A 14496-nucleotide genomic window follows, 5' to 3' on the forward strand; every position below is an offset into this window, starting at 1 on the left:
CCCCAGCGGCGAGGGAAAGCGCCCCGCCCTTGCATCGTCCGGCGAAGCGCGCGCAACTGCCCGACTTCGAGGAGCTTCGGGCATGGACATCTCCGCATCGGCGCACGCCGCGGCCCTCTGGGCCGGTCTCCACCTGATCCTGCTGCTCGTGCTGTCGGCCAGGGTCGTGCGCCAGCGGCGGCTGCACCATGTGGTGTTCGGCGACGGCGGCGTCCCGACCCTGATCCAGGCGATCCGGGCGTTCGGCAACGCCAGCGAGTACATCCCGGCGGGCCTCGTCGGCCTGGTGGTGCTGGCCTTCGCGGGCGCCCCGCCGATGGTGGTGCATAGCGTGGGCCTGGTGCTGTTCGCCGGGCGGGTGGCCCATGCCGTCGGCCTGTCGCGCAGCGGCGAGGCGTCCCTGCCGCGCAGCATCGGGGTGACCCTCACCTGGCTGGCCTACCTGGCGGCGGCGGTGGCGCTGCTGTTCTACGCCATCCCCTGATTTCGGCCCGGTCGCTTGCCGGGGCGTGCCCGGTCGGCCATATGCCCGGAATGGATGAAAACCTGCTGAGAGAAGTCGTCGACGCCGCCCTGAAGGCCGGGGCGGACGCCGCCGAGGCCGTGGGCGCGGAGCGCCGGGCGCTGTCCATCGGCGTCCGCCTGGGCGACCTCGAGGAGGTTGAGCGCGAGGAGGCCCGCGACCTCGGCCTGCGGGTCTTCGTCGGCAAGCGGCAGGCGACGGTCTCCGGCTCGGACGTCAGCGCCGAGGCCCGCGCCAAGCTGGTGGAGCGGGCGGTGGCCATGGCCCGGCTCGCGCCGGAGGACCCCTACGCCGGCCTCGCCGATCCCGACCGACTGGCGCGCGGCCCCCTGCCCGACCTCGACATCCACGACCCCAGCGAGCCCACGCCCGAGGCCCTGGAGGAGCGCGCCCGGATCGCCGAGGCCGCCGCCCGCGCGGTGCCGAAGGTGACCAATTCCGACGGCGGCTCGGCCTCCTGGTCGAGCTCGGCCTGGACCATGGTGACCAGCGCCGGCTTCACGGGCGTCCACCGGGCGTCGGGCTTCTCCACCGGCGCCTCGGCCATCGCCGGCGACGAGAACGGCATGGAGAACGGCTACGAGGGCCGCTCGGTCCGCTGGCAGTCCGACCTGCCGTCTCCGGAGGTCATCGGCGCCGAGGCCGGCCGCCGCGCCGCCCAGCGGCTCGGCGCGCGCAAGATCGCGTCCACCACCGCCCCGGTGATCTTCGAGAACCGGCTGGCCGCCTCCCTGCTCGGGCCGCTGATCGGGGCGATCTCGGGCCCGTCGATCGCGCGGGGCACCTCGTTCCTGAAGGACAAGCTCGGCGAGGCCGTGTTCGCCAAGGGCGTCTCCATCGTCGACGATCCGCACCGCAAGCGCGGCCTGGGCTCCTCGCCCTTCGACGACGAGGGCGTCGCCAACCGGGAGACGGCGATCATCGACGACGGCGTGCTGACCACCTGGCTGCTGAACTCGTCGTCGGCCCGGCAGCTTGGCCTCACCACGACCGGCCACGCCTCGCGCGGACTGGCCGGCCCGCCCGGCGTCGGGCCCTCGAACCTGACCCTGCGCCCCGGCGAGCGGGACCAGGCCGCCCTGATCCGCGACGCCGGCAACGGCCTGCTGGTCACCTCGATGTTCGGCCCCTCGCTGAACGGCAACACCGGCGACTGGTCGGTGGGCTGTTCCGGCTTCTGGTTCGAGAACGGCGAGGTGGCCTATCCGGTCAACGAGATCACCGTCGCCGGCAACCTGATCGACATCTACGCCCGGCTGGTCCCGGGCTCGGACCTGGAGATCCGCGGGGCGGCCAATGCGCCGTCGCTGCTGATCGACGGGCTCGCCATCGCGGGGCGATGACCGCGGACGCCGACCTCGCCCTGATCCTCGACGCCGCCCACGAGGCGGGACGCCTGGCCCACGACCTTCGGGCGCGGGGGGCTGGAGGTCGAGTACAAGGCCGGCAATTCGCCGGTGACCAACGCCGACCTGGCCGCCGACGCCCTGCTGCGCGAACGGCTGGGGAGCGCCCGGCCGGACTACGGCTGGCTGTCGGAGGAGACGGCGGACGAGCCTGCGAGGCTCGCCTGCAGGCGGCTGTTCGTGGTCGATCCCATCGACGGGACGCGGGCCTTCCTGAACGACAAGCCCTGGTGGGCGGTCTCCATCGCGGTCGTCGAGGACCACCGGCCGATCGCCGGCGTAGTGTTCGCGCCTGAGGTCGGCGAGACCTATGCGGCGCGGGCCGGCCAGGGCGCGACGCTGAACGGCGCCCCGATCGGGGCCAGCGGGGTCTGCGCGCTGGAGGACTGCGCCATGGCGGGCGACCCGCGGGTCTTCCCCCATCCGAGCTGGCCGATCCCCTGGCCGGCCATGCGGGTCGAGCAGCGGAACTCCACCGCCTACCGCATGTGCCTGGTGGCGGGCGGGACCTTCGACGCCGCCGTGGCGCCGGTGGCCAAGCACGACTGGGACGTGGCGGCGGCCGACCTGATCGCCACCGAGGCCGGCTGCTGGGTCGGCGACCATTTGGGAAGGACCTTCCGCTACAACGGCCCCTCGCCCATCCAGGCGAGCCTGATCTGCGCGACGCCGGCGCTGGCCCCATTGATCCTGGAGCGCGTCCGGCATATCGCCACGGCAAGCTGACCCTGAATCCCCTCAACCAAGGTCGAAAATGTCCGAAAAGCAGCTCCTGCATCTCGTCATCGGCGGCGAGATGACCACCCTCGACGGCCCGCCCGAGTTCCGCGACCTCAAGAAGGTCGACCTGGTCGGCGCCTATGCGAGCTACGACGAGGCCGTCCGCGCCTGGCGCGCCAAGGCGCAGGAGACCGTCGACAACGCCCTGATGCGCTACTTCGTGATCCACGCCCACCGGCTGCTGAACCCGGACACCGACCCCGACCACCATTGAGTCTCCGGCGCTCGTCCTCCCCCGTTGGGGGAGGACCGGGTGCGGCGGCTCTACTCCCGCCGGAGCAGTTTCTCGGTGAGGACGCTGCCGAGCATGCCGGCGCGGAATTTTTCCTTCATGCCGGCGGGGTCGTACATCGGGCTCTGGACCCACTCGAGGAAGCTCATGCCCGCGGGCTCGCCCTCCTCCAGGTAGCGCTCGAAGGTGTAGTCCAGCACGCCGGTCTTGCCCTGCTTCACGTGCAGGTAGCGCAGGTGGAGCTGGTCCATGGCCTCGCGGATGGTCTTGCCCTTCCGGAAGTGCATGTAGAGCACGCTCATGATCCCGGCCCGGTCCGCGCCGGACTTGCAGTGCATCAGGGCGGGATACTCGATGGTCTCGAAGAGCCGCTTGGCGCCCAGGACGCGGGCCACGCTCGGCACCTCGCGCGAGGTGATGGTGAAGTCGACCATGGTGAGGTCGAGCTTCTCGCAGGCGTCCTTCTCCAGCGCATGGAAGCTGGCGTCGAAGCCCCCGCGCAGGTTGATCACCGTCCGGATGCCGCGCGCCTTCCAGGCGGCGAGCTGGTGCGGCCAGGGCTGGTTGGTGCGGACCAGCTCGTCGGAGATCCAGTGGGCGTTGGAAAAGCCGAGCCGCAGGTAGGCGTGGTCGCGCCACAGGTAGTCGGCATAGGCCTTCGCCCGCCCGGCGGCGCTCTTCATGTCGTAGGGATTGTGCACGGGCTCGGTGCTCATGGCGCTCATCTAGGCGTTTCGGGCGTCGCGCGAAAGCCGCAGCCAGGCCGCAGAATTCTCGTCCGGCGCGTCGGGACGCGAAAGGCTTCCGCGTCCTTGGCGCAGGGTTGACACGGCCGCGCCGTCGCGGCCGCAATCCGCGCGAGGGAGATAGCCCATGATCACCGTCTTCGGCGGGCAGACGTCGCGATCGATCCGGGTGGTGTGGCTGCTGGAGGAGATGGGCCTGCCCTACCGGGTACGGCAGGTGGACATGCTGTCCGACGTGCCCGACACCGAGTTCCTGGCGGCGAACCCGGCGAACTACATCCCGGTGCTGGTGGACGGCGACGTCACCATGGTCGAGTCCATCGCGATCCTGCAGTACCTGATGGGCCGCTACGGGCCGACGCCGCTGGCGCCCGCGCCGGACGATCCGGGCTTCCCGGCCTATCTGCAGTTCCTGCATCTGGGCGAGGCCGGGCTGGCGACGCTGCTGATGACCCCGGTCGTCGCCCGCTTCATGGCCCCCGAGTCGGAGCGGGACAACTGGAGCGCCCGGCAGGGGCTGGCCTGGGCCGAGAAGCGGATGCGGCTGGTGCGCGCGCAGCTCGCCCGTGCGCCCTACATGGCCGGCGAGGCGTTCACCGCCGCCGACATCTCGGTGACCTACGCCCTGGAGTTCGGCCGGCGGCAGGCCTGCCTGGACCTTGGGGAGGCGGAGACGGCCTATCTGGACCGGACCCTGGGCCGCGAGGCCTACAAGCGGGCCTACGCCCGGTCGCACGAGGGCGTGGCGGCCTAGGACAAGCCCGGCCGGTAGGGAGCCCGCGCGGACGCGCAGGCTCCCCGTTCGGCGCTAGAACAGGAAGTCGCCGGCGACGACGGTCTTCGTGCCGAGGAGGATGAGGGCGAAGTCGGGATCGCCGCCGTCCACGTTGCCGAGAATGACCGTCACGTGGCCCGAGCTCGGCGCGTCGATGTCGAAGCCGAGCGCGTTCTCCGCGGCGTTGAGGTTGCCGAAGGTGCGGATGGACAGTTCGCCAATCCCCTTCGGATTGGCCCCGTTGATCAGGGCGAAGGCCTGGTCGCCGGAGAGCGAGCTGTCGGCGTCGATGCCGCGCAGGTCGATGATGTCGGTCCCGGAGAGGAAGTCGACGATCACGTCCACCGACAGCGGGCCCTTCTTGCCGCTCGCGAGCACGGTGTCGAGCTCGCCCACGAAGGTGTCGGCGCCCGCGCCGCCGACCAGGACGTCCACGCCGTCGCCGCCCACCAGGATGTCGGCGCCCGCGCCGCCGTCCAGGGTGTCGGCGCCCGCACGGCCGAGCAGGGTGTCCGTCCCCGCATTGCCCCACAGGTGGTTGTTGGCGCCGTTGCCGTTGATCAGGTCGGAGCCCGAGCCGCCCTTGGCGTTCTCGATCGTCACGTCGTAGGCGATGCCGACGTTGTCGGTGAGGCGGCCGCGCCATTCCGGATCGGCCTGCAGCGCCTGGATGTTGGCGTCGTAGGTCGCCTGGGTGACCGGGGCCATGCCGGCGGCGGCGCGGTTGGCGTTCACCTGCTCGATGGTCGGCGCCTGGTCGAGGGTGATGCCGCCGATGCTGGAGAGCGAGCCCGGGGTGAGGTCGATCACCTGGGTGACCGCGTAGCCGGATGCGTCGAGGGTGTCGATGCCGCCGGCGTCCCAGATGGTCATGGTCGGCCAGGGCGTCTTGGTGAAGTCGAAGGCGTCGCGGCCGGCGTTCGAGTTGAAGCCGTAGGTGGTGTCGCCGGTGCGGGTGGTCATGTCCGCGCCGTACATCTGCTGGATCGCCAGGATGTCGTGCACCATCGGGGTGGCCCCGTAGGCGATGTTCATCAGGCTCCAGTCGAAGTCGCGGGTCGGCACGCCGTCGGGCGTGGCGCCGAGGTCCCGCGGGTTCCAATAGGACATGATGGTGTAGTTGCGGGCGTCCTGGGCGTACTCCGCGCCGTTCAGGTAGGTGACCGCGAAGCCGGGCGCGAAGTTGTAGGCGCCGGGGTGCGAGAGGCCGAGCGAGTGGCCGATCTCGTGCACCAGGGTGTTCATCCCGTAGCCGCCCTCGTCGAGCTGGAAGTTCGAGGCGGTGGTGGCGGTGACCCAGACGTCGCCGACGATGTTGTAGGCCTGGGCGTTCACGTGCGGGTTGGTGCTGACGATGTCGGACGGCAGGCGGGAATAGGCCTGGGTACCCGGACGGTTGGTCAGGTTGCCGAAGTTCATGTCGCCCTGGTCGACGCTGCTTTCCTGGAAGGACACGGCGACCACGTCGTCCCAGTACTGGAAGGCCTCACGCGTCGCGGCCCGCTGGGCCTCGTTGAAGGCGGCGAAGCCGAAGTACTCGGAGAGGCCGTAGTAGGTCCCGCCCAGCTCATAGACGTAGCCGTTCGCGACCAGATCGGCCTGGCTGTTGAAGAATCCGTAGGTGAGCACCGAGGCGTCGCCGTCGCGCGGGACGCCGGTGTCGCCCCAGGCGGTCCCGGTGCGGTTCAGGTGGTCGGCGATCTGGTCGGCCGTCCAGATGGGCTTGCCGTTCGCCGTGCCGCCGGCGGCGGGATCGAGCGAGGCGTCCTCGATGTCGTGGAAGTCGATGAAATGGCCGGACGGGGAAAGTTGGATCTCGGGCACGCGCCCCTCCTAATGATCGGGTTTTTGTGGGTTATCGAAGCGGGCGCGGCGGGGGGCCGCCGCGCCAGGGCAGGGTCTCGTCGAGCGCCGCCTCGAGCGCCGCGGGCAGGGCCTGGCCGCCGAGGCCCGGAGGGGGGCAGCGCCGCGGCGCGCGGCGTCGACCCGAACAGGCTGTCGTCGAAGCCGGTCCCCGGCCGCATGGCGCGCAGGGTGACGAGCAGGCGGCGCGAACCGCCGGCGTCGTCGATCGCCGCGTGGACGAGGAGCACGACCGCGTCGGGGGAGACGATCGCAGGATCGCCGAAGGTGACGACGTGCACCGGCATGGGGGCCCCGCGAGGCCAGCCCGGCGACCTGGCGGCAGAGTTCGCCGCCGAGCGCCAGATGGTCGACGCCGGGCCCGCCGGCGAAGTTGCAGAGGATGGCGAGGCGCTGGGCGCCCTGCCAGGCCGGCGGGGGGCGCGGACGCCTCGGTCGCAGACGTAACAGCCATCACGGCCGCCGCGAAAATCCGCCCAAACTCAACTGGATGCCCCCAGGCTGGAGATGTCACACTGCCGCAAATCTGATACATTGCAACCTTAATTCCGCCATTGTCGACAACACGACTTATGCGCGAGCGCGGAGGCCGTCGGCCGGGTGCGCCGGGGCGCGGGGGGCGCTTGACTTCGGAGCCGCGACAGCCGACGCCTCGCCCATGAGCCCCGGCGCCAAACAGGAGCTGTCCGGCCGCGAAGTCGTGGCCCGCGTGGCGCGCGTGTACATGGCGCCGCGGTGGAAAGGCTGGCTGACGGCGCTGGTGGCGGCGATCTGCGTGGCGGCGCTGTCGGCCGAGCTGATCCGCATCCTGGAGCCGGCGGTGAACGACCTGATGGTCAACCACAAGCCGGGCGCGCTCGTCGCGCTGCCGCTGACCATCGCCGCGCTCGCCATCGGCCGGGCGATCGCCCAGATCGTGCAGGCCTCGCTGGTCAACCGGATCGGCAACGGGGTGGTGGGCGACGTGCAGGTGCAGCTCTTCGGGCGGCTGGTGCGGGCCGACCTGGCGCGGCTGCGCAGCCAGCACTCCGGCGCCTACGTCTCCTCCGTGCTCTACGACGCCGGGCTGATCCGCGAGGCGGCGACGGCGGGCGTGATCAACTACACCCAGCACCTGCTGACCGTGATCGGGGCGATCACGGTGATGGTCTCGAACGACAGCGCGCTGTCCTGGGTGCTGATCGTCGCCCTGCCCGTCTCGGGCTGGATCATGCGCCGGTTCTCCAAGCGGACGACCAAGGCGGCGCGCGGGGCGATGGCCGAGACCTCCGCCCTGTCCACCGCGATCATGGAGAGCCTGGACGGCATCCGGGTGGTGAAGATCGAGAACCGCGAGGCCTATGAGGAGGCGCGCGTCGCCGAGGTGGTGCGCCGCCGGCAGGAGCACCTGATCAAGGGGCGAACGCCCGGGCCCGGGCGGCCCCGTCCACCGAGCTGGTGATGACCCTGATCACCGCGGCGGTGATCGCCTACGCCGGCTGGCGCTCGCAGCAGGGGGCGATGACGGTGGGGGCGTTCGTGGCCTTCATCGGCGCGCTGGGCCTGGCGTCGCAGTCGCTGCGCCAGCTCGCCAACCTGCAGACGGTGATGGCCGAGGGGATGTCGGCGGCCCGGCGGCTGTTCGCGGCGCTGGACGTGGAGCCGGAGGTACGCGACGCGCCGGGCGCGCGGCCGCTGGCCTGCGGCGAGGGCACGATCCGCTTCGAGGACGTGGGCTTCACCTACGGCCGCGAGGGGGCGCCGACCCTGTCGGGCATCGCCATGGAGGCCCGGCGCGGCGAGACGGTGGCGCTGGTCGGCCCGTCGGGCGGCGGCAAGTCGACGATCCTCAACCTGATCCCGCGTTTTTACGATCCAACCTCGGGACGGGTGACCATCGACGGCCAGGACCTGAAGAGCGTGACGCTGGCCTCGGTGCGGGAGCAGGTGGCGCTGGTCACCCAGGAGCCGTTCCTGTTCGACGACACCATCCGGGCGAACATCAGCTACGCGCGGCCCGACGCCGGCCTCGAGGCCGTGGAGCAGGCGGCGAAGGCGGCGGCGGCCCACGACTTCATCATGGCCCTGCCCCATGGCTACGAGACCACCGTGGGCGAGGCCGGCGCGCGGCTCTCCGGCGGCCAGCGGCAGCGGATCGCCATCGCCCGCGCCTTCCTGAAGGACGCGCCGATCCTGCTGCTGGACGAGGCGACCAGCGCGCTCGACACCGAGAGCGAGGCCCAGGTGCAGGCGGCGCTGCGGCGGCTGATGGCCGGGCGCACGACGCTGCTGATCGCCCACCGGCTGTCCACCGTGCGCGGGGCCGACCGAATCTATGTCATCGACAACGGGCGGATCGTGGAGACCGGCGACCACGCGGGCCTGGTCCGCAAGCGCGGGCTCTACGCCCGGCTCGCCCAGAGCCAGGACCTGGAGCCGGAGACCGCGGCTTGAAGCGGCTGCTGCGCAGCGACGGCGTCCAGGCGCTGCTCGGCTGGGTGCTGGGGACCTACCTCCAGATCGTGCTGAAGACCGTGCGCTGGACGCACGAGAACGTCGCCTGCGTGGAGCCGGTGCTGGCCGGCGACGGCGGGGCGATCGCGCTCTTCTGGCACGGCCGCATCCCGCTCAGTCTCGCCACCGCCCCGCAATGGGGGCGCAAGCCGACGCGGGCGCTGGTGTCGCCCTCGGCGGACGGGGAGTTCATCGCCAAGGCGCTGGCCATGTCGGGCTTCCCGGCGATCCGCGCCTCGTCGGCCAAGAAGGGCGACAGCGCCAAGGCGCGGGCGGCGGTGGCGGCGATCCGCGAGGCGGTGGCCTGGGTCTCCGGCGGCGGGGCGCTGGTGGTGACGCCGGACGGGCCCCGGGGGGCCGAACGAGGTGATCGCCGCAGGGTCCCTGCAGATCGCCAGGCGGTCGGGCCAGCCGGTGTTCCTCATGGGCCTGGCGGCCACCCCGGCCTGGCAGCTCCGGAACACCTGGGACCAAGTGATGTTCGCCGCCCCGTTCGGCAAAGGGGCGGTGGTCTGGGAAGGACCGCTCTATGTGCCGGCGGACGCCGACGACGACGCCATCCAGGGGCTGATCGCCGACTGGTCGGCCCGGCTGTCGGCCGCCACGCGCCGGGCCGAGGCGATGGTGGGGCGTCCGCATTGATCGCGCCGCCGGCCGGTGAGAGATAGGCGCATGGCCCACGCGCACCACCACCACGACGGCCACCACCATGGGCACGGGCACGGGCATTCGCACGGCCATGGGCATCACCATCCCGCGCCGGCGGACATGGGCCGGGCGTTCGCCATCGGGGTGGCGCTGAATTCGGTCTTCGTGCTGGCCGAGGCGGGCGCGGGGATCTGGGCCGGCTCCATGGCGCTCCTGGCCGACGCCGGCCACAACCTCTCCGACGTGCTGTCGCTGATCCTGGCCTGGGGCGCCGCGGTGCTGGCGAGGCGCGCGCCGGGCGGGCGGCGGACCTATGGGCTTCGGAAGGCGACGATCCTGGCCTCGCTGGCCAACGCCGTCCTGCTGCTGGTGGCGGTCGGCGCGATCGTCTCGGAATCCATCCACCGGCTGATGGCGCCGGCCAGCGTCGAGACCACCGTGGTCATAGCCGTGGCCGCCCTGGGCGTGGTGATCAACACGGCGACGGCGCTGCTCTTCCTGCGCGGCAGCCATTCGGACCTCAATGTGCGCGGGGCCTTCCTGCACATGGCGGCCGACGCGGCGGTCTCCCTGGCCGTGGTGGTGGGCGCGGCGGCGATCATGTTCACCGGCTTCCTGTGGATCGACCCGGCGCTGAGCCTGCTGATCGCGGTGGTGATCGTCATCGGCACCTGGGGCCTGCTGCGGGATTCCGTGGACCTGGCGCTGGACGCCGCGCCGCGCGGGATCGACGTGGAGACCGTCCGCGCCTGGCTCGCCGACCTGCCCGGCGTCGAGGAGGTCCACGACCTGCACATCTGGGCGATGAGCACCACCGAGACGGCGCTGACCGTCCACCTGGTGCGGCCCGCCGGCGGCGACGCCGACCGCTTCCTGCACGACGCCTGCGAGGGGCTGCACGCCCGGTTCAACATCGGCCACGCCACCCTGCAGGTGGAGACCGGGGCCGCGCACGCCTGCCGGCTCGCCCCGGCCGAGGTGGTGTGACCGTTCCGCTCGCGCTCTACCGGCTGGCCACGGGGCTCGCCGAGCCGCTGGCGCCGGCGCTGCTCAAGGGTCGGGCGAAGCGGGGCAAGGAGGACGCCGCGCGGCTCGCCGAACGGCTGGGCCGGGCGGGCGCGGCCCGGCCGGCGGGGCCCGTGGTCTGGCTGCACGGGGTGAGCGTCGGCGAGAGCCTCTCGCTGGTCCCGCTGGTCGAGGCGCTGCAGGCCCGGCGCCCGGACGCGACCCTGCTCGTCACCTCCGGGACCGTGACCTCGGCGGAGGTGCTGGCCGGGCGGCTGCCGGCGGGCGCGGTCCACCAGTTCGCGCCTGTCGATGCGCCGGGGGCGGTGGGCCGCTTCCTGGACCACTGGCGGCCCGACCTCGGCGTGTTCGTGGAGAGCGAGCTCTGGCCGAACCTGATCCAGGCGGCGAAAGCGCGGGGCGTGAGGCTGGCGCTGCTCTCGGCGCGGATGACCGAGGGCAGCGCGCGGGGCTGGGCCCGGGCGCCGGCGAGCGCGCGGGCGCTGCTGTCGGCGTTCGACCTCGTCATGCCGCAGGATGCGGCGACGGCGGCGCGGCTGGCGAGGCTGGGGGCGACGGTCGGACCGGCGCTGAACCTGAAGCACATCGGCGGGCGGCTGCCCTTCGATCCCGCGGAACTGGCCGACCTGCGCAGCCGGACGCAGGGGCGGCCGGTCGTGGTGGCGGTCAGCACGCATCCGGGGGAGGAGCGGCTGATCGCCGAGTCGGCGCCCGGCGGCCTGCTGCTGGCGATCGCGCCGCGGCATCCGGAGCGGGCCGACGAGATCGCGGCCCAGCTCGCCGGCGCCCGCCCCGGCGACATCGCCCGGCGGTCCCGCGGCGAGCCCGTGAGCCCCCGGACCGGCGTCTATCTGGTGGACACCCTGGGCGAGCTGGGCGTCTTCCTGGAGCTGGCCGACGTGGTGGTGATGGGCGGCGGGTTCGCGCCCGGGGTCGGCGGGCACAATCCGCTGGAGCCGGCGCGGCACGGCAAGCCCATCGTCACCGGGCCGGAGGTGTTCAACGCCGCCGACGTCTATGCGGCGATGTTCGCCGAGGGCGCGGCGATCGAGGCCAGGGACGGGGCCGCGCTGGCGCGCCACCTCCAGGGCCTGCTGACCTATCCGCACATCGCGCGCCGCATGGGCGAGGCGGCGCAGGCCTATGCCGAGCGGCAGGGCGCGGCGCTTGACGGCACGCTCGCGCTCATCGAACCGCTGCTGCCGTGAAGCTCGCCACGCCCCGCTGGTGGTATCGGAGAGACCGCGACCGGGCGTCGATGCCGGTGACGCGGGCGCTACTGACGCCGCTGTCGTGGATCTGGGCCGCGGCGACGGCGCGGCGGATCGCGGGGACGACACCAACCGATCCGGGCGCGCCGGTGATCTGCGTGGGCAACCTGACCGTCGGCGGCACGGGGAAGACGCCGGTGGTGCGCGCGATCGCCCAGCGGCTGGCGGACCAGGGCCAGGCCGTGCACCTGCTGTCCCGCGGCTACGGCGGGAGCCTGAAGGGGCCGGTGCGGGTCGATCCGCAGGTCCACACCGCCGCCGAGGTGGGCGACGAGCCGCTGATGCTAGCCCGCGACTTTCCGGTCTGGGTCGCGCGCGACCGGGCGGCGGGGGCGAAGGCCGCGGCGCAGGCGGGCGCCGACGTGGTGGTGATGGACGACGGCCACCAGAACCCCTCGCTGCGGAAGGCGCTGTCGCTGGTCGTGGTCGATGGCGAGACCCGGGACGGGGAATGGCCGTTCGGCGACGGGCGGGTGTTCCCCGCCGGGCCCATGCGCGAGCCGCTGGCCGCCGGCCTGGCGCGGGCGGACGCCGCGGTGGTCCTGTTGCCCGCGGACCTGGCCGAGGCGGACGGCGAGCTGCTCCGGACGCTGCAGGCCAGGCCGGTGCTCTGCGCCCACCTGGGGGCCGTAACGCCGCCGCCGGCCGGTCCGCAGGTGGGTTTCGCGGGGGTCGGCAAACCCTGGAAGGTCGAGCGGGCGCTGGTCGCGGCCGGTTGCGAGCTCGCCGACTTCGCGGCGTTCCCCGACCATGCGGCCTATGACGCCCGGACGCTGCAGCGGCTCGCCGACCGCGCGGCGGCGTTCGGCGCGGGCCTGATCACCACCGAGAAGGACTGGGTCCGCCTGCCGCCGGCGTGGCGGGCCCGGGTGACGCCCTGGCCCGTGCAGGCGGTGTTCGACGACACGGCGGCGCTGGACGCCCTGACCCGCGCCCTCGGCCCGACGCCTTAGGGGAACTCCGGGTTTCTTCGGATATAGGCGAACGGCGCGTGCCGCCATCCTCCGCCGGAAGGGGGAGGGTCGATGCCGACGTGCTTCCGGATGGGGACCATCCTGGCGGCCATGAGCCTGGGACTGGCGCTGGCGCAACCCGCCGCCGGGCAGGAGCCTGACGCCGTCGGGACCCTGCAGGTCCGCGCGCGCCTGGAGGCGAGCTGCAGCGTCACGCTGCAGGATCTCGACTTCGGCGAGTACCGCGCCGCCTCCGCCAGCCAGGTGAAGACGGTGATCGAGGTCCGCTGCACGCCCGGCGTCCGGTTCAACGTCGCCCTCGACGGCGGCGGAGCCGGCGACGCGGACCTGCGCCGAATGACCGGCGCCGGCGAGCTCTCCTACCAGCTCTACGTCGACGCCTCCCACCGGCGGATCTTCGGCGACGCCACCGGCGGCGAGACGGTCTCGATGGAGGCCAACGGCAAGTGGCAGCGGGTGAACGTCTACGGGAGCGTGCCGAAGGGGCAGTCCCCGCCGCCCGGCGGCTTCTACGACACCGTCACCATGACCCTCACCTACTGATGGAGGCTTGCATGAGAACCGCCCTTCTCGCGCTCGCGGCATTGGCGATCTCCGGCCCGGCGTTCGCCCAGACCAAGACCGGCCAGTTCGCCGTGCGCGCGTCGGTCAACGCGGACTGCCAGATCACCACCCGCGATCTCGACTTCGGGAGCTACGCGGCGGCCAGCAACACGCGGGCCAACACCAGTTTCGACGTGCGCTGCACCGCCGGCTCGGCGGTGACCATCTCGCTGGACGGCGGCCAGTCGGGCAATCCGCAGCAGCGGACGATGACCGGCCAGGGCGCGAACCTGGGCTACCAGCTCTACAAGGACGCGGCCTACCAGAACCCGATCAACACCGTGGGCGCGACCTGGCAGCTGTCGAACTCCGAAAACACCGGCCAGACGGTCACCTACAACGTCTACGGCGACATCCCCACGGGACAGGCCGTGCCGGCGGGCAACTACACCGACACCGTCCGCGTGACGGTCCAGTACTGACCCGGGAGCCGCCCATGAGAGCCTTCGCCGCCCCCCTCATCGCCGCGGTCCTTGCGGCCTCGACGCTGGCGATCGCGCCGGCCGCCCAGGCCGCCTCCCTGGAGATCGGACCCGTCAACGTCAGCCTGATCGGCCGGGAGCGGACCGCCACGGTCCAGGTGCGCAACCCGGGCACGGAGCCGTTGAACGTCCAGATCCGGCCGGTGGACTGGACCCAGGCCGACGGCCAGGACGTGCACACGCCGTCCGAGACCCTGGTCGTCAGTCCTCCGTTCTTCACCGTCGCGCCCGGTCAGGCCCAGACGGTGCGGCTGGTGGTGAACCTGCCGAAGACCCCGACCACCGAGCGGGCCTGGCGCCTGATCATCGACGAACTGCCCCCCGCCAAGGCCGGCGGCGTGGCCGGCGTCGTGGTGCCGATCCGGGCCCTGGTGCCGGTGTTCCTGGCGCCCAGCCTGGCGGCGCGGCCGAAGCTCGCCTGGAGCGCGACCAGCCAGGACGGACAGCTACGCCTCAACGTGGCCAACAGCGGTCCCGTCCACGAGCGCCTGATCGGCCTGCAGCTCACATCCGGCGGCAAGCCGGTGGGCGGCCCGGACCCGCTTTTCGGCTATGTGCTGAGCGGGACGAGCCGCACCTGGTCCGTTCCCGCCGCCGGGGCCGAGGGCGCGGTGTCGCTCCGCGGCGACGGCGCCTTTGGACCCGTGAAGGCCGACGTCGCCGTCGCCAACTGA

The 14496-nt window shown here is 72.5% G+C and carries 16 protein-coding genes and 1 pseudogene; 15 read left to right on the top strand and 2 right to left on the bottom strand.

Translation table 11 applies throughout. The features are described from left to right. The first annotated feature begins 82 nt into the window (after positions 1-82). From LRS04_RS03250 to LRS04_RS03265, 4 genes and pseudogenes are all read left to right on the top strand, one after another. Entirely contained in the window at positions 83-484 is a 402-nt protein-coding gene (locus LRS04_RS03250; RefSeq protein ID WP_257815128.1) for an MAPEG family protein, read from the top strand. Positions 485-534: 50 nt separating this feature from the next. Beyond that, complete coding sequence (locus tag LRS04_RS03255; protein ID WP_257815129.1) at positions 535-1866, top strand: TldD/PmbA family protein; 1332 nt, start codon at positions 535-537, stop codon at positions 1864-1866. Further along, positions 1863-2655 (top strand): annotated as a pseudogene (locus LRS04_RS03260) (3'(2'),5'-bisphosphate nucleotidase CysQ). The gene LRS04_RS03255 and the pseudogene LRS04_RS03260 overlap by 4 nt, the downstream one beginning before the upstream one ends. A 28-nt stretch (positions 2656-2683) precedes the next feature. Further along, positions 2684-2923: a DUF4170 domain-containing protein gene (locus tag LRS04_RS03265; protein WP_257815130.1), complete on the top strand. Its 240-nt coding sequence runs from the start codon at positions 2684-2686 to the stop codon at positions 2921-2923. 50 nt (positions 2924-2973) lie between these two features. Here LRS04_RS03265 and LRS04_RS03270 read toward each other — a convergent pair whose 3' ends face one another. Beyond that, entirely contained in the window at positions 2974-3657 is a 684-nt protein-coding gene (locus LRS04_RS03270; RefSeq protein ID WP_257815131.1) for a protein tyrosine phosphatase, read from the bottom strand. Between the two features lie 157 nt (positions 3658-3814). Between LRS04_RS03270 and LRS04_RS03275 the strand changes: the two genes are divergently transcribed. Continuing rightward, complete coding sequence (locus tag LRS04_RS03275; protein ID WP_257815132.1) at positions 3815-4441, top strand: glutathione S-transferase family protein; 627 nt, start codon at positions 3815-3817, stop codon at positions 4439-4441. A 54-nt stretch (positions 4442-4495) separates the two neighbouring features. Here LRS04_RS03275 and LRS04_RS03280 read toward each other — a convergent pair whose 3' ends face one another. Next, positions 4496-6286, bottom strand: a complete 1791-nt coding sequence (locus tag LRS04_RS03280; protein ID WP_257815133.1) for a M10 family metallopeptidase C-terminal domain-containing protein — start codon at positions 6284-6286, stop codon at positions 4496-4498. Between the two features lie 306 nt (positions 6287-6592). On the opposite strand from LRS04_RS03280, the gene LRS04_RS03285 reads away from it, so the two are divergent. The 10 genes from LRS04_RS03285 to LRS04_RS03325 all read left to right on the top strand — a co-directional run bounded on the left by LRS04_RS03285 (position 6593) and on the right by LRS04_RS03325 (position 14496). After that, positions 6593-6772, top strand: a complete 180-nt coding sequence (locus tag LRS04_RS03285; RefSeq protein ID WP_257815134.1) for a hypothetical protein — start codon at positions 6593-6595, stop codon at positions 6770-6772. Positions 6773-6983: 211 nt separating this feature from the next. Next, positions 6984-7766 (top strand): ABC transporter transmembrane domain-containing protein, encoded by a 783-nt coding sequence (locus LRS04_RS26525; protein WP_308238065.1) that lies wholly within the window; start codon positions 6984-6986, stop codon positions 7764-7766. Beyond that, a complete protein-coding gene (locus LRS04_RS26530) occupies positions 7766-8758 on the top strand; it encodes an ABC transporter ATP-binding protein (RefSeq protein ID WP_308238066.1) in 993 nt (330 codons plus the stop codon). Before LRS04_RS26525 ends, LRS04_RS26530 begins: the two co-directional genes overlap by 1 nt. After that, positions 8755-9486, top strand: coding sequence for a DUF374 domain-containing protein (locus LRS04_RS03295; RefSeq protein WP_257815135.1), 732 nt, complete (start codon positions 8755-8757; stop codon positions 9484-9486). Before LRS04_RS26530 ends, LRS04_RS03295 begins: the two co-directional genes overlap by 4 nt. A gap of 4 nt (positions 9487-9490) precedes the next feature. Next, positions 9491-10453 (top strand): cation diffusion facilitator family transporter, encoded by a 963-nt coding sequence (locus tag LRS04_RS03300; protein WP_257815136.1) that lies wholly within the window; start codon positions 9491-9493, stop codon positions 10451-10453. Next, a complete protein-coding gene (locus tag LRS04_RS03305) occupies positions 10450-11700 on the top strand; it encodes a 3-deoxy-D-manno-octulosonic acid transferase (RefSeq protein WP_257815137.1) in 1251 nt (416 codons plus the stop codon). Before LRS04_RS03300 ends, LRS04_RS03305 begins: the two co-directional genes overlap by 4 nt. Beyond that, entirely contained in the window at positions 11697-12716 is a 1020-nt protein-coding gene (lpxK, locus tag LRS04_RS03310; protein WP_257815138.1) for a tetraacyldisaccharide 4'-kinase, read from the top strand. Before LRS04_RS03305 ends, lpxK begins: the two co-directional genes overlap by 4 nt. A 72-nt stretch (positions 12717-12788) precedes the next feature. Beyond that, complete coding sequence (locus LRS04_RS03315; protein WP_257815139.1) at positions 12789-13280, top strand: spore coat U domain-containing protein; 492 nt, start codon at positions 12789-12791, stop codon at positions 13278-13280. A gap of 11 nt (positions 13281-13291) precedes the next feature. Then, entirely contained in the window at positions 13292-13762 is a 471-nt protein-coding gene (locus tag LRS04_RS03320; protein ID WP_257815140.1) for a spore coat U domain-containing protein, read from the top strand. A 14-nt stretch (positions 13763-13776) separates the two neighbouring features. After that, the gene (locus LRS04_RS03325) at positions 13777-14496 is read left to right on the top strand and encodes a molecular chaperone (protein ID WP_257815141.1); all 720 of its coding nucleotides are present in this window, start codon (positions 13777-13779) and stop codon (positions 14494-14496) included.

Source organism: Phenylobacterium sp. J367 (assembly GCF_024699985.1).
Classification (GTDB): domain Bacteria; phylum Pseudomonadota; class Alphaproteobacteria; order Caulobacterales; family Caulobacteraceae; genus Phenylobacterium.